The sequence below is a fragment of the Azonexus sp. genome, assembly GCF_030824335.1.
Lineage (GTDB): Bacteria > Pseudomonadota > Gammaproteobacteria > Burkholderiales > Rhodocyclaceae > Azonexus.
Genome location: NZ_JAVBXX010000003.1, coordinates 107,695 through 129,175, shown reverse-complemented (window position 1 = coordinate 129,175; position 21,481 = coordinate 107,695). Strand labels below are relative to the sequence as shown.

General features: G+C 57.2%; 25 protein-coding genes and 1 tRNA gene. 14 read left to right on the top strand and 12 right to left on the bottom strand.

Annotation, left to right across the window (positions count from 1 at the left end):
- The first annotated feature begins 98 nt into the window (after positions 1 to 98).
- From RCI20_RS17715 to RCI20_RS00490, 4 genes are all read left to right on the top strand, one after another.
- A complete protein-coding gene (locus RCI20_RS17715) occupies positions 99 to 296 on the top strand; it encodes a Com family DNA-binding transcriptional regulator (RefSeq protein ID WP_373691443.1) in 198 nt (65 codons plus the stop codon).
- A complete protein-coding gene (locus tag RCI20_RS00500; RefSeq protein WP_306602488.1) occupies positions 259 to 1,008 on the top strand; it encodes a site-specific DNA-methyltransferase in 750 nt (249 codons plus the stop codon). Before RCI20_RS17715 ends, RCI20_RS00500 begins: the two co-directional genes overlap by 38 nt.
- Before the next feature lie 73 nt (positions 1,009 to 1,081).
- On the top strand, positions 1,082 to 1,366 hold the full coding sequence (locus RCI20_RS00495; protein ID WP_306602487.1) for a hypothetical protein: 285 nt from the start codon (positions 1,082 to 1,084) through the stop codon (positions 1,364 to 1,366).
- Positions 1,367 to 1,661: 295 nt separating this feature from the next.
- Positions 1,662 to 2,474, top strand: a complete 813-nt coding sequence (locus RCI20_RS00490; protein WP_306602486.1) for a hypothetical protein — start codon at positions 1,662 to 1,664, stop codon at positions 2,472 to 2,474.
- Between the two features lie 75 nt (positions 2,475 to 2,549).
- Here RCI20_RS00490 and ccoG read toward each other — a convergent pair whose 3' ends face one another.
- The 5 genes from ccoG to RCI20_RS00465 form a co-directional block, all read right to left on the bottom strand.
- Complete coding sequence (ccoG, locus tag RCI20_RS00485) at positions 2,550 to 3,965, bottom strand: cytochrome c oxidase accessory protein CcoG (RefSeq protein WP_306602485.1); 1,416 nt, start codon at positions 3,963 to 3,965, stop codon at positions 2,550 to 2,552.
- A gap of 95 nt (positions 3,966 to 4,060) precedes the next feature.
- The gene (locus RCI20_RS00480; RefSeq protein WP_306602484.1) at positions 4,061 to 5,473 is read right to left on the bottom strand and encodes a PLP-dependent aminotransferase family protein; all 1,413 of its coding nucleotides are present in this window, start codon (positions 5,471 to 5,473) and stop codon (positions 4,061 to 4,063) included.
- A 30-nt stretch (positions 5,474 to 5,503) separates the two neighbouring features.
- A complete protein-coding gene (locus RCI20_RS00475) occupies positions 5,504 to 5,860 on the bottom strand; it encodes a PepSY domain-containing protein (protein ID WP_306602483.1) in 357 nt (118 codons plus the stop codon).
- Between the two features lie 60 nt (positions 5,861 to 5,920).
- Entirely contained in the window at positions 5,921 to 6,670 is a 750-nt protein-coding gene (locus RCI20_RS00470) for a Crp/Fnr family transcriptional regulator (RefSeq protein WP_306602482.1), read from the bottom strand.
- Positions 6,671 to 6,798: 128 nt separating this feature from the next.
- Positions 6,799 to 7,530, bottom strand: coding sequence for a Crp/Fnr family transcriptional regulator (locus RCI20_RS00465; protein WP_306602481.1), 732 nt, complete (start codon positions 7,528 to 7,530; stop codon positions 6,799 to 6,801).
- 358 nt (positions 7,531 to 7,888) lie between these two features.
- Between RCI20_RS00465 and RCI20_RS00460 the strand changes: the two genes are divergently transcribed.
- Complete coding sequence (locus tag RCI20_RS00460; protein WP_306602480.1) at positions 7,889 to 8,107, top strand: prenyltransferase; 219 nt, start codon at positions 7,889 to 7,891, stop codon at positions 8,105 to 8,107.
- Between the two features lie 59 nt (positions 8,108 to 8,166).
- Here the strand turns inward: RCI20_RS00460 and RCI20_RS00455 are convergent, their stop codons facing one another.
- Positions 8,167 to 8,361 (bottom strand): hypothetical protein, encoded by a 195-nt coding sequence (locus RCI20_RS00455; RefSeq protein ID WP_306602479.1) that lies wholly within the window; start codon positions 8,359 to 8,361, stop codon positions 8,167 to 8,169.
- Positions 8,362 to 8,613: 252 nt separating this feature from the next.
- Between RCI20_RS00455 and RCI20_RS00450 the strand changes: the two genes are divergently transcribed.
- Positions 8,614 to 8,994, top strand: a complete 381-nt coding sequence (locus RCI20_RS00450) for a DUF4398 domain-containing protein (protein WP_306602478.1) — start codon at positions 8,614 to 8,616, stop codon at positions 8,992 to 8,994.
- A gap of 93 nt (positions 8,995 to 9,087) precedes the next feature.
- Here RCI20_RS00450 and RCI20_RS00445 read toward each other — a convergent pair whose 3' ends face one another.
- Positions 9,088 to 9,972 (bottom strand): YihY/virulence factor BrkB family protein, encoded by an 885-nt coding sequence (locus tag RCI20_RS00445; protein WP_306602477.1) that lies wholly within the window; start codon positions 9,970 to 9,972, stop codon positions 9,088 to 9,090.
- A 42-nt stretch (positions 9,973 to 10,014) separates the two neighbouring features.
- The gene (locus RCI20_RS00440; protein ID WP_306602476.1) at positions 10,015 to 10,332 is read right to left on the bottom strand and encodes a YqjD family protein; all 318 of its coding nucleotides are present in this window, start codon (positions 10,330 to 10,332) and stop codon (positions 10,015 to 10,017) included.
- A gap of 350 nt (positions 10,333 to 10,682) precedes the next feature.
- Between RCI20_RS00440 and RCI20_RS00435 the strand changes: the two genes are divergently transcribed.
- Both RCI20_RS00435 and RCI20_RS00430 read left to right on the top strand, forming a co-directional pair.
- Positions 10,683 to 11,555 (top strand): OmpA family protein, encoded by an 873-nt coding sequence (locus RCI20_RS00435; RefSeq protein WP_306602474.1) that lies wholly within the window; start codon positions 10,683 to 10,685, stop codon positions 11,553 to 11,555.
- Between the two features lie 96 nt (positions 11,556 to 11,651).
- A complete protein-coding gene (locus tag RCI20_RS00430; protein ID WP_306602473.1) occupies positions 11,652 to 11,801 on the top strand; it encodes a lmo0937 family membrane protein in 150 nt (49 codons plus the stop codon).
- Between the two features lie 86 nt (positions 11,802 to 11,887).
- On the opposite strand, the gene RCI20_RS00425 is transcribed toward RCI20_RS00430, so the two are convergent.
- On the bottom strand, positions 11,888 to 12,451 hold the full coding sequence (locus RCI20_RS00425) for a lipid-binding SYLF domain-containing protein (RefSeq protein WP_306602472.1): 564 nt from the start codon (positions 12,449 to 12,451) through the stop codon (positions 11,888 to 11,890).
- 273 nt (positions 12,452 to 12,724) lie between these two features.
- Here RCI20_RS00425 and RCI20_RS00420 point away from each other — a divergent pair, with 273 nt between their 5' ends.
- Genes RCI20_RS00420 through RCI20_RS00405 form a run of 4 tightly spaced genes read left to right on the top strand, consistent with a single transcriptional unit; the run spans position 12,725 to position 18,152 of the window.
- Positions 12,725 to 15,655, top strand: coding sequence for a response regulator (locus RCI20_RS00420; protein ID WP_306602471.1), 2,931 nt, complete (start codon positions 12,725 to 12,727; stop codon positions 15,653 to 15,655).
- On the top strand, positions 15,655 to 16,803 hold the full coding sequence (locus RCI20_RS00415) for a two-component system response regulator (RefSeq protein ID WP_306602470.1): 1,149 nt from the start codon (positions 15,655 to 15,657) through the stop codon (positions 16,801 to 16,803). Before RCI20_RS00420 ends, RCI20_RS00415 begins: the two co-directional genes overlap by 1 nt.
- Before the next feature lie 26 nt (positions 16,804 to 16,829).
- A complete protein-coding gene (locus RCI20_RS00410; protein WP_306602469.1) occupies positions 16,830 to 17,177 on the top strand; it encodes a hypothetical protein in 348 nt (115 codons plus the stop codon).
- A gap of 57 nt (positions 17,178 to 17,234) precedes the next feature.
- Positions 17,235 to 18,152, top strand: a complete 918-nt coding sequence (locus tag RCI20_RS00405; protein ID WP_306602468.1) for a bestrophin family protein — start codon at positions 17,235 to 17,237, stop codon at positions 18,150 to 18,152.
- Positions 18,153 to 18,177: 25 nt separating this feature from the next.
- Here the strand turns inward: RCI20_RS00405 and RCI20_RS00400 are convergent, their stop codons facing one another.
- On the bottom strand, positions 18,178 to 19,104 hold the full coding sequence (locus RCI20_RS00400; protein ID WP_306602467.1) for a ParB/RepB/Spo0J family partition protein: 927 nt from the start codon (positions 19,102 to 19,104) through the stop codon (positions 18,178 to 18,180).
- 62 nt (positions 19,105 to 19,166) lie between these two features.
- Here RCI20_RS00400 and RCI20_RS00395 point away from each other — a divergent pair, with 62 nt between their 5' ends.
- On the top strand, positions 19,167 to 19,667 hold the full coding sequence (locus tag RCI20_RS00395) for a hypothetical protein (protein ID WP_306602466.1): 501 nt from the start codon (positions 19,167 to 19,169) through the stop codon (positions 19,665 to 19,667).
- A 37-nt stretch (positions 19,668 to 19,704) separates the two neighbouring features.
- On the opposite strand, the gene RCI20_RS00390 is transcribed toward RCI20_RS00395, so the two are convergent.
- A complete protein-coding gene (locus tag RCI20_RS00390) occupies positions 19,705 to 19,953 on the bottom strand; it encodes a transcriptional regulator (protein ID WP_306602465.1) in 249 nt (82 codons plus the stop codon).
- A 173-nt stretch (positions 19,954 to 20,126) separates the two neighbouring features.
- Positions 20,127 to 20,202 (bottom strand) — tRNA-Met (locus RCI20_RS00385).
- 250 nt (positions 20,203 to 20,452) lie between these two features.
- Here RCI20_RS00385 and RCI20_RS00380 point away from each other — a divergent pair.
- Positions 20,453 to 21,472, top strand: a complete 1,020-nt coding sequence (locus RCI20_RS00380) for a sulfate ABC transporter substrate-binding protein (RefSeq protein ID WP_306602464.1) — start codon at positions 20,453 to 20,455, stop codon at positions 21,470 to 21,472.
- Positions 21,473 to 21,481: the final 9 nt, after the last annotated feature.

Genomic DNA, 21,481 nt, shown 5'->3' with positions numbered 1-21,481 from the left:
ACCCGTAACGGCCACCTCCCGCAGAAGCGTCCTGCGTTTAGCCAAGGCACCGTGCTGTGCACACAGCGGGCAGAAGGCTATCACTGCAGGTAGTAAATATGGAAATCATCCGTTGCGGCGCATGCAACAGAAAACTGGCAGAAGCGGAATACACCCGCCTGTCGATCAAGTGCCCCCGCTGTGGGGCGATCAATCAAGTGAAGGCCACGAGCCACGAATCTGAACGCCATGGAGCGTCATCCCGAAAGGAAACACCCCATGGAAGCAACGAAACAGCAGCACCCTCCGTTCTTTAACAATCAGAAACATGAGCACTTGACCAGAGCCGATCTACACCGTGGAGATTGCTTGACGGTGATACCCGCCCTCGAAGGTCTTTTTGATGCCGTAGTCACTGATCCGCCATACTCAAGTGGTGGTCAGTCGAAAGGCAACCGTGCGGCGTCGACAGGGAGTAAATACCTGAACAGTGGCGGTACCCAGTGGCCTGATTTTGCTGGTGACTCAAAAGATCAGCGCAGCTATTTGCATTGGTCGGCGCTTTGGATGGCCCTTTGCTACGAAAAGCTGAATCCCGGTGGATTGATGATCGTCTTCACTGATTGGCGTCAATTGCCGGTCACAACAGATGCATTACAAGCGGCTGGATTTACTTGGCGGGGGGTCGGCGTTTGGGATAAAGCAGGCAGCGCTCGGCCCTACAAGGGCGGTTTCAAGGCGCAGACGGAATTCTTCGTTTGGGGCAGCAAAGGTAGCTTGGTTGGAGATGCTTACTCGGCAGGTCTATTCAGGGTGCAACAAAAACCTGGTGAGAAGTTGCATCAGGTTGGCAAACCTCTGGAGCTTATGAATCATCTGGTAGCAGCGTGCGGCCAACGCATCCTTGATCCGTTCATGGGGTCAGGCACCACAGGCTTGGCTGCTATCGATCAAGGCAAACAGTTTGTCGGGATAGAGGTCAGCAAACATTATTACGAGGTCGCTGTTGATCGGCTACGAAATGGCTGACATTTGAAAAAAACCGCCCTGATCTAGGGCGGTTTTTTCTGTCCTGAAATCACCGTATATCTTCAAATATTGTTTGTCCGGTTTTCAAACGGCTTTCATCCGGAAATCAAAGCCGCTTTACTCCGACAGCGACCACGACCGCGGCCATCACGGCAATAGTGGTCGTACCGCCGGTTGTGGTGCCTCCGGTCGTGGTGCCTCCGGTCGTGGTTGTGCCTCCAGTCGTGGTCGTACCCCCGGTTGTGGTTGTGCCTCCAGTCGTAGTCGTCCCGCCGGTCGTGGTCGTGCCTCCAGTCGTGGTCGTACCCCCGGTTGTGGTTGTCCCGCCGGTACTACCGGTAGAGCCCGTCGCTATTGAACCCAACGAACCACTGGACGTCGAGCAGGGCCTGACGTCGCCCTCGGTCCTGGTGACTGTGCCGACTTGGGTACCTACGGTGGAACGTACGACCACGCCCCCTCAGTTGTTGGCCTTGGCACCACCGCCAGTGGTGACGGAACCTGTAGTGCCGGTTGTCGTACCGGAGCCAGCATCAGTAGGGATACCCGACCAGGCTGCACCAGCGGCTTATGTGGCGCCCCATCGCCCACGCAAACAAGACCGTAACTGAGCACAGCGACGGCGTTGTGTCGAGGAAGGCAGGGTAAAGACGATGCGCCTGATCACACGGACTTTGGCAAAAGGCTTTGGCCTGGGCTTGTTGGCCGCCGGTGTCAGCGTCTTTCCTGCTTTTTCGGCGGAACTGGTGCTGTCACCTGTTGCCGGGGAGTCCAACACGATGGCCCCGGCTGACAGGGTGGTTCGGCGAGTTAACTTTGAACAGGAAAGTGCATCGCCGGACGCCCGGCATGTGGCTGACTGGATTGTTCATGCCAACGATAACCGCCAGTTGCCGTTCGTCATTGTCGACAAGACGCAGGGCAAGGTATTCGTTTTTTACGCCGACGGTCGGCTGCGCGGTGCCGCGCCGGCCTTGCTCGGGCTGGCGGTGGGTGATGATGCCGTGCCCGGTATTGGCGAGCGCAAGTTGTCGAGTATTCGTCCGGAAGAGCGCACCACGCCCGCCGGGCGCTTTGAGGCGTCGCTCGACCGCAATCTGAAAGGCGGCGAAATTCTCTGGGTGGACTACGAAACTGCGATCTCCTTGCACCCGGTGGCGACCGGCAATCCTCGGGAGCGCCGTGCCGAGCGCCTGGCAACGCCATCGCCAGGCGATAACCGGATTTCTTTTGGCTGCATCAATGTACCGGCCGCTTTTTTCAAGAATGTGGTCAGCGCGGCTTTCCAGGGTACCAACGGCATTGTCTATGTACTGCCGGAAACCCGCTCGCCACAACAAGTTTTTGCTTCGTATGAGCTTGCTGCGCCTGCGGCATTGCTGGCGAGCAATAGGGACTTGCCGTCATCCGCGCCGGCTACGGTCTCGGGCAATGGGCCGAGCAATACCCGTCTCGCCGAACGGTGATTTTTACCTGCTTGACGCCACTATCCTGAGCGTATCCGTCAGCTTGGGACAATGAACCGATTTGCCTCGCCCATCTCAGGGCAGGGCAAAGCGGCTGGGCTGGCGCAAGCGCAGGCCATCCTGTATGGACGAAATTTCCAGCGCGATCGGTTGCAGCCCCGACAGATTGGCGCTGCTCGGTGCGGCAAGCGTGAGCTGGATTGGCTGGATGCTGCCAGCTGGAATATCGAATTGCCGGGCACCGATAATTTCCAGGCCGGGCAGGCCGTCGGCGCTGATCTCGATGCGACGCGGCGTATCCGCCTGGTTGGTCAGCTTCAGGGTGTAGGCGTTTTCGATCCGGCCATCCGGCATTTCGCGTAGCAAGGCCCCGCGATCGCGCCAGACATCGACGACGAGCAGCGTACGTTGGCTGAGCGTCCAGGCGCCGAGCAGGGTGAATGCTGCAATCAGGCTGGCGTAGATGATGATGCGTGGCCGTTTTTGGGCTATTTCCTGGACCACAGGAACAACGGCTGGCTCTAGGGGTGACCGCAGATTCAGTTCGTTTTCCGAGGCAAAGCGGATTAGTCCGGTCGGCAGCTTGAGGCGTTGCATGACCTGATCGCAGGCATCGATGCACAGGCCGCAGTTGATGCATTGATATTGCAAGCCATTGCGGATATCGATGCCGGTCGGGCAGACCTCGACGCAAATAGCGCAATCGATGCAGTCGCCGGCCGCCTTGTCCTGGCGGCGCGCCGCACGCGGTTCGCCGCGCTGATGGTCATAGCCGACTTGGCGCGTAGCCGGGTCGAACATCACCCCCTGGAAGCGCGAATACGGACACATGTGCTGGCACACGGCTTCACGGGCGAGGCCGGCCTGAACGTAGGTGAAGGCGGTGTAGAAAATCAGCCAGAAGGCTTCCCACGGCCCGGTCTGCCAGGCGGCCAGGCTCGGCAGCAATTCGCGGATCGGGGTGAAATAGCCGACGAAGGTGATGCCCGTCCACGCGGCAATCAGCAACCAGACGCCGTGCTTGAGGGTTTTCAAGCCCAGTTTCCGGGCGCTCAGCGGGCTTTGGTCGAGTTTCAGGCGGGCCAGATGGTCGCCTTCGATGCGCGCTTCGATCCAGACGAAAATGCTGGTATAGACGGTTTGCGGGCAGGCAAAGCCGCAAAACAGGCGGCCAGCCAGCGCTGTGACGAAAAACAGCCCGAGCGCGGCGAGCAGCAAGGCAATCGCCAGCAACAGCGCATCCTGCGGCCAGAGCACGAGGCCGAACAGGTAGAGTTTTTCGTGGGCGATGTCGAACAGGATGGCTTGGCGCGGGGTGTCGGCCGGCGTCCATTGCAGCCAGCAGGCGCCGTAGAAAATGATCTGGGTCAGCCAGACGGCGGCCCAGCGCAGACGGTTGAAACGGCCATCGACTGCTTTGGCGTGAATTTTTCCCTGCTTGCGGTAAAGCTCGATCTTGGCGGTGCGGACCTTGCTGACGGCTTTTTCCATCCCTGTGCTCCTTGGGCAATGTGGATGGGCGAAGTAAATCAGCCGCCTGCTGATGGGTACAGATTCAGCTTGTCGTGTTTTTTATAGGAACAGATTCAGCACAGCGCGTGCGCCAGTTGGCCCAGTTTGGCGATTGCCGCTTCAAGGCCGGGAAAATCGGGGTGGCCGAAATTCAGGCGCAGGAAGTGGGCAAATTCCCGCTGGGCCGAGAAGATCGGCCCCGGCGCAGTGCTGATGCCGTGGGCCAGCGCCTGTCGATGCAGTTGCAGCGCATCGACCTGCGGCGGCAATTCCAGCCACAGGAAATAGCCGCCTTGCGGCCTGGCCAGTCGCGTTCCGGGCGGAAAACTGCGGTCGACCGCAGAAACCAGCCAGTTTTCCTGCTCGGCCAGGGTTTTGCGCAACTGGCGCAGATGATGTTCGTAAGCGCCGTGTTTCAGATATTCGGCCAGCGCGATCTGGACCGGGACCGTGGTGGCCAGGCTGGTCGACAGTTTCTGGCGCTGGACCTTTTCGGCGAAGCGTCCGGCTGCTACCCAGCCCAGGCGATAACCGGGCGCCAGGCATTTCGCGAAGGACGAAACATGCATGACCAGCCCGTCGCTGTCTTCGGCCTTGGTGCACAGCGGGGCATCCGGGCCGAAATAAAGTTCGCTGTACACGTCGTCTTCGATCAGCGGCACCTGATGCCGGCGCAGCAAGTCGAGCAGGGCTTTTTTCCCCGCGTCTGGCAGCAGGCTGCCCGAGGGATTGGAGAAATTCAGCATGAGCAGGCAGGCTTTGACCGGATGGCGCTGCAATATTTCCGCGAGCGCGGCCAGACTGATGCCGTCGCGCGGATGGGTCGGGATTTCGACGACGCGCAGGCCGAGGCGTTCGGCCGCCTGCAGTCCGGCATAAAAAGTCGGCGATTCGACGGCAATCAGGTCGCCCGGCCGGGTGACGGCCTGCAAGCAGAGATTGATGCCCTCCAGCGCGCCGGAGGTGATGACGATTTCCTGCGTGCCGACTTTGGCGCCACGGGCGAGGTAGCGCAGTGCCAGTTGGCGGCGCAGTTCCTCATTGCCGGGCGGCAGATCGGTGACGGTGGCTAGCGGATCGAGCCGGCGCGCGGCCTGGGCGAGAAAGCGCCCCAGTTTGGCCAAGGGGAACAAGTAAGGGCTGGGAAAGCTGGAGCCCAGCGGAATCACGCTGCTGTCCTTGACGCTGTCCAGAATGCGGAAAATGAAATCGCTGATCTGCAACTCGGTGGCCCCGTCGACCGGTTGCGTCATGGCCGGTTCTGGCAGCGCCGGTGTCAGGCGGGCCCGGACAAAATAGCCGGAACGTGGCCGGGCTTCGATCAAGCCCCGGCTTTCCAGCAGGTAATACGCCTGCGTGACGGTAATCGGGCTGACTTGCCGGGTTCGGCAGGTTTCGCGAATCGATGGCAGGCGTTCGCCGGCCCGCAGGATGCCCTGGGCGATCAGTTGTTCGGTGTGCTCGGCCAGAGCCTGGTAGCGTGTCATGGCCGGATATTAGCAGGCTGCACGCCAGGCTTATTTTCCGGCAGACTTTGCTTCGTAAGCTACATTGCTCGATTGGTTCTGCACCTTGTTGTGACGAACCAGCGCCCCGGATATCGGGTGGTAATACGCCTCGACGATAGCGCCGTCATGCTGGACGGCGTAGAACTCATAGCATCCCCCACGGGAAACCTTGAGTTTGGCGACGGCATATTGCTGGTCACCAAAGTGTTTCCGGATTGCCTGTTCCGACATCCAGCTTGACCGTGTGGCGGGATCGGCGCAGACGATCTTTTCCGCTGGCGGGCTGGCCTGGGCGCCAGCCGACCACAACGGCAGCCACAGTGCCAGCAGCGCGCTACAAAATACTTTGCCATTGTTCGTTTTCATTCGTCGATACCTCGCACAGATTTCATGCATGCATCGTAGCGATGCAAGATGAATTCTGTCTTAAGGATTTCTTTCGGCAATACCGGATGCATCGTAGATAGCCATTTGCATTCCCGAGGCATGGCTGAGCTTGGCTGCGTTGTAGCACGCACAACTGGCCTGCTCCAGTCCGGCCCGGTCGACAATCATGATTTCGCCGCGCCGGTAGCTGATCAGTTTTTTGTCCTGCAGCGCCGTGGCTGCCTTGGTGATGCCAACCCGTCGAACTCCCAGCATGAAGGCCAGGAATTTGTGTGTCAGATGAAAATGGGGGGCGTGCGCCCGGTCCTGGGTCATCAGCAGCCAGCGTGCCAGCCGTGCCTCGGCGACGTGGAAGTGGCTGCATGCGACGGATTGGGCCAATTGTTCGATCAGGATGAAAAGGTAGCGCTTCAATATGCGCTGCAGGGTCGGGCTCAAATCAAGTTGCTGACGGAAGGCCACGACGCCGATGCGCAGCACCGGGCCGCCTCCCTGAACGACCGCATGCAGCGGCGAAATATTGACGCCGAGGATCAGCGTGATGCCGAGCATGCCTTCATCGCCAATCATGCCGACTTCCAGGTTAGGGCTGTCTTGTTGCGGTGTGACGAGTGAAATGAAACTGTTGGTCGGAAAGTAAACATGCACGATCGGCGCGCCGGGTTCGGCCAGGATGTCGGCAAAAGTCAGTTCAACCGACTCGCAGGCCGCCAGAAAGCGTCGCCTGTCGTCGTTCGGCAAGGCAGAGATGAGCTGGTTGGTCAGCGGTGTTGTCGTGGTGGTGGGCATGTGAGACTTTCTCGATGAGCAGGCCCGCAATCAAGAACGACGGTAGTCGACTTGCCGGGGCTGCCGGAAACATGCCCAGAATGCACAAAGGAAGGGGGGCTGTCGGGGCGCTAGCGAACGCTGCGCGCTTAGCGGGATGACTGCTTGAAACCCACATCCGGCAACAGGCGGTCGCATTCGTTCTTGACCACGGCATAGCATTCGCAAACGCGTGCTTCAAGGCCCGGTCGGTCGAGCACCGTGATATGGCCGCGCCGGTATTCGATCAAGCCTGCCCGTTGCAGGTTGCCGGCTGCTTCGGTCACGCCTTCGCGGCGTACGCCGAGCATGTTGGCGATCAGTTCCTGCGTCATGACCAGATCATTCGTCGGCAGGCGGTCCAGGCTCAACAGGAGCCAGCGGCAAAGTTGCTGATCAAGCGAGTGGTGGCGGTTGCAGGCTGCCGTCTGGGCCATCTGGGTGAGCAGGGATTGGGTATAGCACAGCAACAGCTTTTGCATCGGGCCGGCCCGGAAGAACTCGTCTTTCAGCAAGGGGCTGCGCATCCGGTAGGCATGCCCGGCGCTTTGCACCACGGCGCGACTGGTCGTTGTCTCGCCACCCATGAACAGTGAAACCCCGACAATCCCTTCGTTACCGATCACGGCGATTTCGGCCGAAGCGCCGTTTTCCATGACATAGAGCAGGGAGACGATGCTGTCGATCGGGAAGTAGACGTTTTGCATCTGGACGCCCGGTTCGTAAAGCACTTCGCCCAGGGGGGCCGCGACTAATTCGAGTTGTGGGATCAGACGGTCCAGGTCCGCTGCCGGCAAGGCAGCCAGAAGATGATTTTCACGGTGTCGGTTCGATGCGTGCATAGGCAATCTCATTTCTTTTGGGGTATTACTCGGAAACAGATGCACAGCCTTCGATGCGCCTGAATGGGGTTTTTTTGATTATGGCCGATTCTTGCGCTGCACTATGTGCGATATCGCACTTATGCTTTTTGATTATTGCGGTCGACCCCGTTTTTCGAGAGTTTTCCGTATTTTCCGTTTTTGTTCGCCAGCAGACAGATGGCGAATTGGTATCCGGTTACCGTGCTTTCATCACTGCTGGATTTTGGGAAGTTCTGCCCCTTGTTCGTCCAGGGTGAAGTTCAACAAACAGGTTCCGGGTAGCGTGTCCACGCGGGTGCGCGGCGCCGGGACGGTGCTGATAGAAAGAGGTTATCCCATGAAAATGACAAAACGATTTAGTCTGGGGATCATGGCTGCGGCTATGGTTCTTGGTTTGGCCGCCTGTTCCGGTATGTCGTCACGTGACAAAAATACCGCGATCGGCGCCGGTGCCGGCGCACTCGGCGGGGCGATCCTGACCGGCGGCGGTACGGCCGGCACCATTGGTGGTGCCGTAGTTGGCGGCGTGATTGGTCACGAAGTCGGCAAGAAATAATCGACGCACCAAGCAAAACCCCCGGCGTGCCGGGGGTTTTTTCATCAGGCAAGCAGCACTTACTTGCTCATTTTTTCGTCCAGACTTTTCTTCATTTTGTCGGCCGTCTCATCAATCTTTGATTCGGCCTTTTCCATGCTCTGGTCAATTTTCTTTCCTGCGACTTCGGCAGGGCCAGGCTTGTCGCAGGCTGTGCTGGCAATGGCTAGCATGATCGCCAGGGCGATCCATTTCTTGTTCGTCAGGTGTTGCATGGTTTTTCCTTGTTGGGTGACTGATTAAGTTGCTCATCCTACGCTGGCGGGCGGGCGGTTTCTGTTCGTCAGCGAACATGCTTTTTCTTGTCTGGCGCGTGTTGACCGCAGAATTTTGACCGACTCGACAGCGGGGGCGATTCAACCCGGTATGTGTCTCAGCGTACCGAATTATTCCGGCAATCTGCCTATAACTGATGCTCGCAAGTGCAGTTTTGCATTCAATCCCGCTTCGCTTTACGGAGAAACAAAATGAACAAAAACTCAAAACAATATGTCGGCCTGCTGTGCGCTACGGCCATTCTGTTGCTGGCCGGCTGTTCCAGCCTGAAAACCCCGGCCACGGCGGATGTGGCGGTTTCCAAGGCAGCGGTGGAAAACGCCGCAAGTGCTGGCGGCATGGAATATGCCCCGGTGGAAATGACGGCTGCGCGTGAAAAGATGGCTCGTGCCAACAAGGCGATGCTGGCGAAGGACTATGTCTTGGCGGAAGAGCTGGCAGCACAAGCCCAGGCCGATGCAAAGCTGGCCCAGGGCAAGGCCAATTCAGCCAAAGCCACTCTGGCGGCAGATGCCTTGCAGGAAGACATCCGCGTCTTGCGCGAAGAAATGAATCGGGCACGCCAGCAGTAAAGTTGCTTGAAGGCCTGGTCGGTGCTTCGGCATGACCAAGTGGAACGAATCAGGGTCGCTTTTTGGCGGCCCTTTTTCATTGGGCAAGAAGTACTACGGTAGATCCTGCGAACGAGCAGCGGCGGGGCGCAGGCTGCCGAAATACATCGCGTACTGTTTGGTGAAAATGGCACCGAGCAGAAAAATCTGGGCCGAGTAGTAAACCCACAGGAGCAGGGCCACCAGCGAGCCGGCGGCGCCAAAACTCAAGGCCATTGCGCTCTCTGTCAGATACAGGTTGATCAGGAATTTGCCGACGCTGAACAATGCTGCAGTAAAGAAACCGCCGGTCCAGGCATCACGCCAGGAGAGCGGGGCATCCGGCAGAATTTTGTACACCACGGCAAACAGCGCGGTGGTGATGGCAAAGGAAATCAGCGCGGTGCTGCTTGTCGCCACAAGAATGGCTGAATCGCTCCAGATCTCGCCGGCATAAGTCGTGGCAACGGCCACTGCTGCGCTGGCGATGATCGATATCAAGGCCAGCGTGCCGAGAAAAAGCACCAGGACAAAAGACAGCAATCGCGTATTCAGAAACTCGATGAATGCCGCTTCCGGCAGATTTTTTCTTCCCCATAGATCGTCCAGGCTGTCTTTCAGTTCAGCAAACAGGCTGGTCGTACTGAACAGCAGCAAGGTGCCGGCCAGGATCGTCGGGATCAAGTCCAGGGTAGGGGTACGGTTGGTTTCCAGGATGGCAACGATGGTTTGTGCCCCATCATTGCCAATCAGCGCACGCAGTTGGCTGGCAATTTCGGCGAGTGCCGATTCCGTGCCAAAAGCGATGCTGGCAATACTGATCGCCAGCATCGTGATGGGAGGGAGGGAGAACAGGGTGTAAAAGGCCAGCGCGGCCCCTTTGCTGCCAGCGCGGTGGGCAAACCAGCTATTCAATGTCTCGATTAAAAGTTGGCCCAGTCGTGTTTTTTCCGGCTGCATGGGGTTTTCCATTCAAATTCAGCCCTCGGGCAGCCGCCTGGTTCAGTGGTGTCGAGTGCTCAGTATGCCAATGATAATACCGAGCATGGCGACCGCACCGGCTGTTTTCCAGGGGTTATGGGTCACGTAGTCCTGGGCATTTTTGGCTGCACACCTGCTGCCGGTCGACAGTGCCATGCGCATTTCATGCAGATTGGCTTCGATCCGGGAGCGTGCCGCAGCAAATTCCTCGCTGCTTGCATTGCTTACCTGATTGAGCAGCGCATCGGCTTCTCTGGCAACGTCTTTCAGGTCTTTGACGATGGCATTTTTGCCCTCTTCAAGCATTTCACGTGTTGCTGCAATTGCATTGCTCATCATGTCTCCCGGGTATCAGTCAGATCAAAGGAAAAGTCGGGGCTGGAAAGCCGCGATGGACATCTTCCGATGACTGATAGTGCGTTCGATCAGCGATGGCTTCTGTCTGCCATCGAACAGAGCGGGAAAATCGGCGCAGACGGTGTTTTTCCGGCGCTTCACGAGGCAAGGCGATGGCTTGCCGGTTTATGTTCGTCAGCAGACAGAACATGCCGGGCAGTTTGACTACCCTTCGTATTAGCCGAGCCAGCGGGGGCAATCGTGCCCGTCGCTCATGGTCCAGTCCGGAATTGATTCAGTCCTGGCAAGGAAGGGCACCTTGAGCATGCAGCCAAGTCAACACTAAGGATTCAATGATGAAAACCAAACAATTTACGCCAGTCTTGCTGGTGATAGCGACGCTGCTCGGGGCATGCAGTTCCATGCCCAAAACGACCGGTCTGCTTGATCAGACACGTAGCGATTATCGGGTTGTGCAGAATAATCCACAGGTTGGAAATTATGCTGCACTCGAAATGAAGCAGGCCAGCGAGGCCATGGCAAAGGCCAATCTGGCTGCCGAAGAGAATGAAAGCACCGAGGATATCGATAAGCTGGCTTACCTGGCGAAGCAGAAAATTGCACTGACCGAGGAAGTCATCAAGCGTAAAACCGCTGAGGCGGAAGTGGCCAGTTCGGCCAAGGAGCGCGATCAGGTTCGTCTCGATCAGCGCACGATGGAAGCAGACAAGGCCACGGCAGAAAAGCGTCAGGCTCAGGGCAATGCGGCTTTCGCCGAGCGTCAGACGCGGGAAGCTCAGGCCCGGGCGGCTCAGCTGGAAGCCCAGTTGGCCGCACTGTCGGCAAAAATGACCGAGCGCGGCATGGTCATCACACTGAGCGATGTGCTATTTCAGACCGACCGTGCCAAGCTGAATCAGAACGGCCTGGTTACCTTGCAGAAACTGGCCGATCTGCTGCAGCAACACACGCAACGTACTGTCCTGATCGAAGGCTTTACCGACAGTACCGGATCGGCTGCGCATAACCAGAAACTGTCTGAACGGCGTGCGATTTCCGTGCGGCGCAGTTTGCAGGACATGGGGATCAGCCGCGACCGTATTGCCATTCGCGGTTTTGGCGAGTCGTATCCGGTGGCGAGCAATGAAACGGCTGAAGATCGCCAGTTGAACCGTCGTGTCGAAATCATTCTGTCCAATGAGGACGGGGCCATTCGTCAGCGTTGAGCGGCCTTCTTCTGCGGGTTAAAGCGTGTTCCATCTGTTTGATGGGCACGCTTTTTTGGCCTTGGCAGTGTCACTATCTTTTCTGAAGGATGCACCATGCTTTATACCCTTGCCGTTGTTTTACTCATTCTGTGGCTACTTGGTGTGGTCACTTCTTTTCAACTGGGCGGATTCATCCATGTGCTGCTGGTCATCGCGATCATTGTCATTCTGTTGCGTTTGATCAGTGGGCGGCGTGTGCTTTGATTGCTTGATTGGACAAAAAATCCGGCACGCCCGGGAAGCCTTTGCAGCTTCCCTGGCGTGCCGGATACGTTCTGCTTGATTCGTGCTTAACGCTTGATGCGGGAGATCTTGGTGCCTTCAATGCTCAGGCTGGCCATCAAGCCTTGCTGATCGAAGATGAACGCGTAGGCATCTTCCTTCATGGTCGATGAAGTCAGATTTTTGGCGATTCCTTCGTTGACCACCACGATGCTCGGACCGACACCGAATTCCCAGCCTTTTGAATCATCGAGATACTTGATGGCTTTGTTGCTCATCAGGAAAACGACGTAGCCGTAAGATTCGGCACCAGCCTGCCAGCCCCAAGATGCGGAAACCGAGTTGTAGTAGCCGACATGCTTTGCATTGCGGTTCAGGACGCCCTCACCATAACTGCCGCCAAAAACCAGGCCGGCCTTGAGGATTTTCGGGAAGACCAGAATGGCCTTGGCTTTCTTTGACAACTGTTCGGCCGCCGGATTGCTCTTGTAGAGACTTTGCAGAGCCTGCGCGGCATCTGCATTGAGGTCTTCAGCCGAGGCAGCAATGGCTGCCGGACTGAATGCGGCGAATGAAAAAGCCGTTGCCGTGATGAGCAGGATGCGCTGCAGCACGCTTTGTGTATGGGTCATGTTGATTCCTTTGAATTGAGGAGAGGCATGGAAAGCTTGAGCAGAAACCGCGTTGCATCTCTGTCATTTCCATAGCACAGCCTATTGGGATTGCTGGTCACGCACTGTGCGATAGCGTACCCAGCGTTCTGGGTGCCGCCGGTTTTCGTGGCTATGTGTGCTAGTAGACAGACCGAAGAAATTCCCTCTCCTAAGATCGGACTATCGCTATTTCCAACCCCGGCAAGCGGGCTGCATGGTCGCTTCCGCATTCGTCCGAGAGGGCATGCACCGATGAAAGCCATCCATAAAATCATTGCCGCGTTAAGCGGTGCAATTCTCCTGGTGAGCCTGGGGATGGCTGTGTCGTTCTGGGCGTTTGAGCAGATCGAGGCATCCGCTGCTGCGCGGCGCCATACCCGCCTGGTCATGATCAGTGCGGGTGAGTTGCTGGGCAGATTGATGGATGCCGAGAGCAGTCAGCGGGGTTACGCGCTTACTGGTAACCCGGTTTTTCTCGAACCTTACTTGGCGGTGCGCGACGACATCCATAGTCATCTGCAGGTTTTGCGCGAACTGACCTTGATTGATTCGGCGCGTCATCATCTGGATGTCATTGCCCCCTTGGTCGAGAACAAGATGGCAGAGATGGCGAAAATCGTCGAATTGCGTGGCGCCCACAAGTTGGCTGCGATGCAGGCGATGTTCAGCAGCGGTCAGGGCAAGCGCACGATGGATTCGATTCGTGACGGGTTACACAGCTTCGATCTGATCGAGGAGGCGGCGCTGGATGCGCATGAGGCGGATTTCAAAGCAAAAATGCGTTTTCTCTTCTCGGTGATTGTCTTTGCCAGCGTTTTCGCATTATTGCTGGCGCTTGCTTTTGGCTATCAGGTTTATCGGGGAACGCAGCAACGCCTGAAGAACCTGATCAATCAGGAAAATGAGCGTTTTCTTGGTGTTTTGCAGGAAAAGAACGTCGAGCTGGAAAGTGCCCGGGAGGTAGCGGATCGGGCCAATCTCGCCAAATCCGACTTCCTGTCCAACATGAGCCACGAAATCCGTACCCCGATGAATGCCATCATCGGCATGTCGCATCTCGCCCTGAAAACCGATCTGACGCAGCGTCAGCGTGATTACATCAAGAAGATTCAGGCTTCCGGCCGGCATTTACTCAACATCATCAACGATATCCTCGATTTTTCGAAAATCGAGGCGGGCAAGCTGAACGTCGAACATATCGGATTCGAGCTGGAAAAGGTGCTCGACAATGTGGCCAACCTGATCGCCGAAAAAACTGCGCTGAAGGGGCTGGAGTTGGTTTTCGACGTGGACAAGGGCGTGCCAACGCACCTGATCGGCGATCCGCTGCGCCTGGGGCAGATTCTGATCAACTATGGCAACAATGCGGTCAAGTTCACCGAGCGGGGCGAGGTCGACATCGTTATCCGCCTCAAGGAAGAAACCGAGCACGATGTGCTGATTTATTGCGCCGTTCGGGATACCGGTATTGGCTTGAGCGAAGCGCAGATGGCGCACTTGTTCCAGCGCTTTTCTCAGGCGGATACCTCGACTACCCGCGAGTTTGGCGGCACTGGCCTGGGGCTGGCCATTTCCAGGAAACTGGTCGAACTGATGCATGGCGAGGTCGGTGTCGAGAGCGAACTTGGCCAAGGCAGTACTTTCTGGTTTACGGCCCGTCTCGGCAAGTGTGTCGGGCTGCAAAAGAAACCGGCGCTATCGACCAATCTTCAGGGCAAGCGTGTACTGGTCGTGGACGATAACGACAATGCGCGGCTGGTGCTGGACGACATGCTGCAAGGCATGAGTTTTACGGTCGACCAGGCTGAGTCAGGGAAAATGGCGATTGCGGCAGTGAATCGTGCCGAAGCCCAAGGCACCCCCTACGATATTGTGTTCCTTGACTGGCAAATGCCGGCAATGGATGGGAGCGAGACGGCCAGGCGGCTTAGGGATCTGCCGCTGGAGCACATGCCGCACCTGATGATGGTGACGGCCTTCGGTCGAGAGGAAGTTATCAAGGATTCGGAGGCGGCCGGGATCGAGATGGTGCTGATCAAACCGGTCAATGCCTCGCTATTGTTCGATTCCGTCGCACGTGTGCTGGGCGGGGTGATCGCAGATGGTGCACGCACTGCAGGCGAGGTGCCGAGCGACAGCTTTGAACAACTTGCCAGTATCAAGGGCAGCCGGGTTTTGCTGGTCGAAGACAACGATATGAATCAGGAAGTGGCGACAGAATTGCTCCAGGAGGGTGGGTTTGTCGTCGATCTGGCCGAGAACGGCCAGGTCGCGCTGGAGATGGTCTACGCGGTCGATTACGACGTGGTGCTGATGGATATGCAAATGCCCGTCATGGATGGTGTGACCTCGACCCGGGAAATCCGCAAGGAGGCCCGTTTCAAGGATCTGCCGATTATCGCGATGACCGCCAACGCCATGCAGGTCGACCGCGATCTTTGTCTGGCGGCAGGCATGAACGATCATATTCCCAAGCCGATTGAACCCGAAGATTTGTGGGCTACGCTGCTCAAATGGGTCAAGCCTTGGCACGGGTTCGCCGTGGCGGAGGTGGTGTCGCCAGCACCAGCCACAGAGGAGGAAATACCTTCCGGCATCGACGGGCTGGATACGGCAGCCGGGTTGCGCCGCGTGCTTGGCAAGCGGCGGCTCTACTTGTCGATGTTGAAGAAGTTTGTCGCCGGGCAGAAATTGGCGACGGTAGATATCAAGCAGGCGCTTGAGGCAAACGACTGGCTGACGGCAGAGCGTCTTGCCCACACGTTGAAGGGGCTTGCTGCTCATATCGGTGCTACCGGTCTGCAGCAGATAGCGGAAAAGCTGGAGGCGGCGATCAAGGAAAAGCAGTCACCTCAGGCTGTCGATGTTCGGATCGAAGCATTGAAAGTGCCTCTACATACGCTGATTGCCCAATTGGAGGCGCAACTACCGAAGGCGCCGGCCAAGGTGGCGGTAGTGCTGGATCAGGAAAAACTCAAGTTGGTCTGTACCCAGTTGGAGGCCTTGTTGGTGGACGACGATGCAGAAGCCGCAGACCTCCTGGAGGCGAACGAGGCCTTGCTTGATACGGCCTTTCCCGCGCAGTTTTACGCGATCAGCGAAGGCATTCGCACCTTCAATTTCGAGGCCGCACTGGTCGCGCTGAGATCGGCCTGTGCCAACCCGGCCGGAAAGGAAATGTGATGGATGGGCTGGAATTGATCAAGAAGGCCACCGTGCTGGTGGTGGACGACACGCCGGATAACCTCACCCTGATGAGCAACCTGCTCAAGGATGAGTACAAGGTGAAAGTGGCCAATTGTGGTGAGAAAGCGCTAAAGATTGCGGCTTCGGAAGTGCCGCCTGATCTGATCCTGCTCGACATCATGATGCCCGGCATGGATGGCTATGAGGTGTGCGAAAGGCTCAAGCACGATGTCCTGACGATGGACATCCCGGTCATTTTTCTGACCGCCAAGGCCGAAATGGCGGACGAGCAGCACGGCCTGGAGCTTGGCGCGGTCGACTACATCATCAAACCGATTAGTCCGCCGATTGTCATGGCACGCGTCAAGAATCATCTTTCGCTGAAGCGCATGGCCGATTTTCTGCGTGACAAGAACGAATTTCTCGAACTTGAGGTCAGCAAGCGCACGAAGGAGGTGGTGGCGATCCAGGATGTCACCATTCTTGCCATGGCCTCGATGGCTGAAACGCGCGACACCGAAACCGGCAACCACCTGCGCCGCACGCAGTTCTACGTCAAGGCGCTGGCCGAAAGCTTGCGCGATCATCCGCGCTTTGCCTGGTTTCTCAGCGAAGCCAACATCAATATGTTGTTCAAATCGGCACCCTTGCACGATATCGGCAAGGTTGGCATTCCCGACCGGATTCTTTTGAAACCGGGGCGCCTGGAGCCGCAAGAGTTCGAAATCATGAAAACGCACACCACGCTGGGGCACGATGCCATTGCCCACGCTGAAAAGGCGCTGGGCATCGACTGCGATTTTCTTGCATTCGCCAAGACCATCGCGCTGTCGCATCAGGAGAAATGGGACGGTAGCGGTTATCCGGCAGGGCTAGCCGGTGACGATATTCCCATTCCGGCCCGTCTGATGGCGGTGGCCGATGTCTACGATGCGTTGATCAGCCGCCGTGTTTACAAAGAGGGCATGACACATGAAGCAGCGGTGAAAATCATGCGCGAGGGCCGTGGCACACATTTCGATGCCGACATGTTCGATGCCTTCATCACGATTCAGGAGAGTTTTTGTGCCATTGCCGAGCGCTTTGCCGATAGCCACAGCGATCTGGCCAGGAAGCAGGAATTACTGGCACAAGTCCTGAGTTGATAAAGCGTGCGAAGCCGAGTCGGTCGGTGCTCGCCTTCGGCAATACGGTAAATCTACAGATAAGTTTATCTAATGTATCCGGTGAGAAAACATTGTTTGCTGCAGTGCACCATCGGCTCTATAGTCCAGTTGTCGATTTCGACACGGTATTCAAGGAGTCAGCCATGTCCCTCAGTAACTTTTTTGCCCGTATCTTCGGCTTGTCTGTCGCAAATCCTGGTGCATGCGTCAGCTACGACTACGTGTTTGACGGCGAGGAAAGTGGGCCGCTTGCCGCCAGCGCTGTGAGCGCGCAATGGCTGGCCGGTTTGTGTCTGCCGGAGACTGATCCAGAGGCCTATTTCAAGGAAGTTTTTTCCGGGCCGGTATTTTAAGCCGTTTCATTCACGCACCATCGGCAATATGCCGGGGCATACCTTGAAATTTCTTGCATGATTGTTCGTCCGCATCTCCATTGGTTTCGTTTGTTGTTTGTTTGGCGCGGGTCTGTCCTGCCATATATTGCCAGCCGTTTGTTGCTGGTGGTCACGGTTGCCGTGATCAGCGTCCTGTGCCGAAACTGGTGGATGGCGGAATACGCAGCGTCTTCGCTATCGATTCCGCCATTTACGCTGATGGGTATCGCGCTGGCCATCTTTCTCGGCTTTCGCAACTCGGTCAGCTACGAGCGCTTCTGGGAGGCCCGCAAGCAATGGGGGGCGTTATTGATTGCCGCCCGCTCGTTGACCCGGGAAGTGGCCAGTTTCACGACTGACACCGCGTTGCAGAAGCGCCTTGCCTGTACCTTGTCGGCTTTCGTTTATGCACTCAAGCACCAGTTGCGCAACACCGATGCCCACGACGATCTGGCTTGCCGGCTGCTGCCGGCGCAGATGGCCCAGGTGACGGGGCGGCGCTACGCCACTGCGGCAATTCTTCTGGTGCTGGCGCAGGATCTGGCAAGCGCCCAGAAGAACGGTCTGCTCAGCGACCTGCAATTGCAGTCGATGGATCGCAACCTCAATCTCCTGACGGAAGCGTCCGGTGCCTGCGAGCGCATTGCCAACACGCCGATCCCTTACACCTACCGCGTGCTGATGAATCGTACCGTGATGGCCTATTGCCTTCTCCTGCCGATTGGCCTGAGTACTTCGATTGGCTGGCTGACCCCGCTGATCGCAACGTTTGTCGCCTATACCTTTCTCGCGCTCGATGTGATTGGCGAGCAGATCGAAGAGCCTTTCGGCACCGAACCCAACGATCTGGCACTGGCCTCGATGTGCCATGCAATCGAGGTTTCCGTCTGCGAACTGGTCGGCGAAACCCCGCGCAGCCAGCCACCGGAAATTACGGCGTACGTGCTGACCTGAAATCGCTCGGGAAAATCAGACAGCGTCAGTTGCGCTTCATCGCGAGGAATTCGTCGATCAGGCGGACAAGAATTTCTTCTTCGTCATCATCATCGGCCAGGCCCAGTATTTCAGCGACCTGTCTGACCTTGCCTGGATTGACCTTCTGGCGAGGGGGGGCTGGCGGTGCGGTGTTCTGGATAGTACTGCCTGGAAGAGGGGCTTCCTGCTGCATGGGGGCTGTTTCGGCTCCGGATGCCGGTTTGTGCTCTGCTGCTGCTTCCTGCGGTGCAGCAGCGACAACCGTTTCTTCCTTCTTCTTGCCGCGACCGGTTTCTTCTGAAATGGCGTGGTCGACCCGCTTTTTCGATATTTTTTCACCCTCGGGTAATTGCTCGATCTGGTCGATCAGGGATTCCGCTTTGGCTTCGTTGATCTTGACCAGTTTTTCGAGTTGAACGGCGGCGCCGGTGCTGGCGATTTTTCCCGAATCGAGCAAGGCGCTGACTTTTTCCGACAGATTGGCTGCTGCCGTGGCCTGATTGAGCCAGGTCGAAGGGCGGCCAAAGTGCTGGGCTGCTTCTTCTGGCGAGGCAAATTGCGTTGCAATGTGCTGAATGGCATTGGCCATGTCGCGTGCTTCCAGGGCTGAACGGACGCCGAGGCCCATGTTTTCGAAAACCTGGACTTCCAGTGTGGCATCCGGCGAACAATCCCGGACAATCACCGGCACGATGCTTTCGCCAGCCTGGATGGCCGCCTGGCGACGTCGTTCGCCAACGATGACGATGTAACGACCGGGCGAATTGCCAGGCCGCACGACCAGCGGATGGATCATGCCCAGCTTCTGGATCGAATTGATCAGGCCCTTGATCGCATCCTCGTTCAGATTTTGCCGTGCGGCCTTGAGGTCGGGGTCGAGCAGCGACACGTCGAGCATTTGAAACTGGAATGAACTGTTTTTGAAGGTCATGTGAGATGGCTTATATTGCGGGGCCGCAGATTCGCTGCCGTTTGTATTTTTGAGGAATTGCATTGCGCAGAAAACGCCAGATCAAGGCAGCGCCGCTGCGTGCATCGACCGGGCCTTTACCGGACAAGATTGCCGGGGAGTATCACGGGCAGTTGCTGGTTTTTACCGATGCCAGTAAACGGCGCCAGGCGGCCATTGCTGCGGTCCTGTTTCCGGATCACGCAGGCGAGCCTGTCGTCCTGACCGAACAGGTGCCAATGATCGGCAGCAATGAACTGGAATTGCAGGGAGTTTTATATGGCTTGCTGCAGGCTCGGATGCTTTTTCCTGGTCGGCCCATCGCCTTGTTTTCCGACAACCAGGACGCAATTGTCCGCTTGAGTCGGGCGAAAAGCGTCGGGATTGAGCAGGATGCAGCGCTCGTCACGATATTTCCCGGACTGAGCATGCAAGTCCTGGAAGACGTGGTGCGTCTGGCCTCGTTTCGCTGGGTCAAGGCACACCATTACTGTCGCGGCAACTTGCTGGCCGATGCTGCAGCAGGAAAAATCGCCGGTCAGTAGTGCTGTGAAAGCACCCGTCCGGCGATTTGCCTGCAGATTACTTGGCGGCGGATTTTCTGCCGGGAGCTGCCGGTGGCGAGAAACCGCGCACGCGACACTGGATCTGTTCGATCGGTTTTCCCTTTTCAAACCGCGTGACCGAGCATTGGGCAATTTCGCCCAGTTCGGCCAGTGTGGCGATCGAGGTGCGAACATCGGCCAGTTTGATGCCGACGGCTTGGGCAATTTCGGAATCGAGTAATTGGCCGTGTTTCTTCAGGTGTTGAAGAACTTTTTCATGGTGCATATCGAACCCTTTATTCCAGTGACCCTTTATCAGGTCGTCCGTGAAGGCAAGCCAGACCAGTACAGATGGCCCGATGCGTATTGCTATGGACAGGTTTGCCGGAACGATGTTCCAAAGCAAAAAAGCCCAAGCAATTGCTGGGCTGATCCCTGATTCCGATTGTGCTGCTCGGTTGGTTGCGGGGGCAGGACTTGAACCTGCGACCTTCGGGTTATGAGCCCGACGAGCTGCCAACTGCTCCACCCCGCGTCCGTTATCGTTATTGAAAATGCGAAATAGTTTTCGCTGATTATTTCAATGACTACCGATTGCAAAAGTATATCAGACAAATCGTCGATTGCCCAGCGTTATCGCAATATTGATCTATTAAACAGAAATGGTCGGGGAGGGGATAAGCATTTTCGGCCTGCTCGTATAAGCAAATCGGGTTTTATTATTTTTGTTGCCCGGCGCGCACCCCTAGAGTTCGCTCACTCTAATTTGAAGCGAGGAAACGATCATGAAGCACTCTGTAATTCGCCGGGTCCTGCTGGCGAGTGCGCTGTTCGCCGGGGTTGCCGGTGCCGGCCTGGCCCAAGCCCAAACCACCCTGCTGAATGTCTCGTACGACCCGACGCGCGAGTTGTACGCCGAGTTCAATTCAGTGTTTGCCAAGCACTGGAAAGCCAAGACCGGTGAAGAGTTATCCATCAAGCAGTCGCATGGCGGTTCCGGCAAGCAGGGGCGCGCCGTGATCGACGGTCTGGAAGCGGACGTCGTGACGCTGGCGCTGGCCTACGATATCGACGAGATCGCGCAAATCTCCAATAACAAGCTGTTGCCGAAGGATTGGCAAAAGCGTTTGCCGCACAATAGTTCGCCCTACACCTCGACCATCGTCTTCCTGGTCAAGAAGGGCAATCCAAAGGGCATCAAGGACTGGGACGACCTGATCAAGCCGGGTGTGGAAGTCATCACGCCGAATCCGAAGACCTCCGGCGGGGCGCGCTGGAATTACCTGGCCGCCTGGGGGTATGCGCTGAAGAAGTACGGTAGCGAAGCCAAGGCGCAGGAATTCGTCAAGAACCTGCTGAGCCATGTCCCGGTACTTGACTCGGGGGCGCGCGGCTCGACCAATACCTTCGTCCAGCGCGGTATCGGCGATGTGCTGCTGGCTTGGGAAAACGAAGCCTTCCTGTCGATCAATGAACTGGGGCCGGACAAGTTTGAAATCATCGTTCCGTCGGTGTCCATCCTGGCCGAACCGCCGGTCACCGTGGTCAATGGCGTGACCGAGAAACGTGGCACGACCAAGCTGGCAACGGCTTACCTGGAGTATTTGTACTCGGCTGAAGGGCAGAAGATTGCGGCCAAGAACTACTACCGGCCGATCAAGCCGGAACTGGCTGACAAGAAGGATGTGGCGCGTTTCCCGAAGCTCAATCTGATCAAGATTGACGAACTGGGTGGCTGGCAGGCCGCGCAGAAGAAGCACTTCTCCGATGCTGGGACGTTCGACCAGGTCTATGGCAAGAAGTAAATAGCCGAT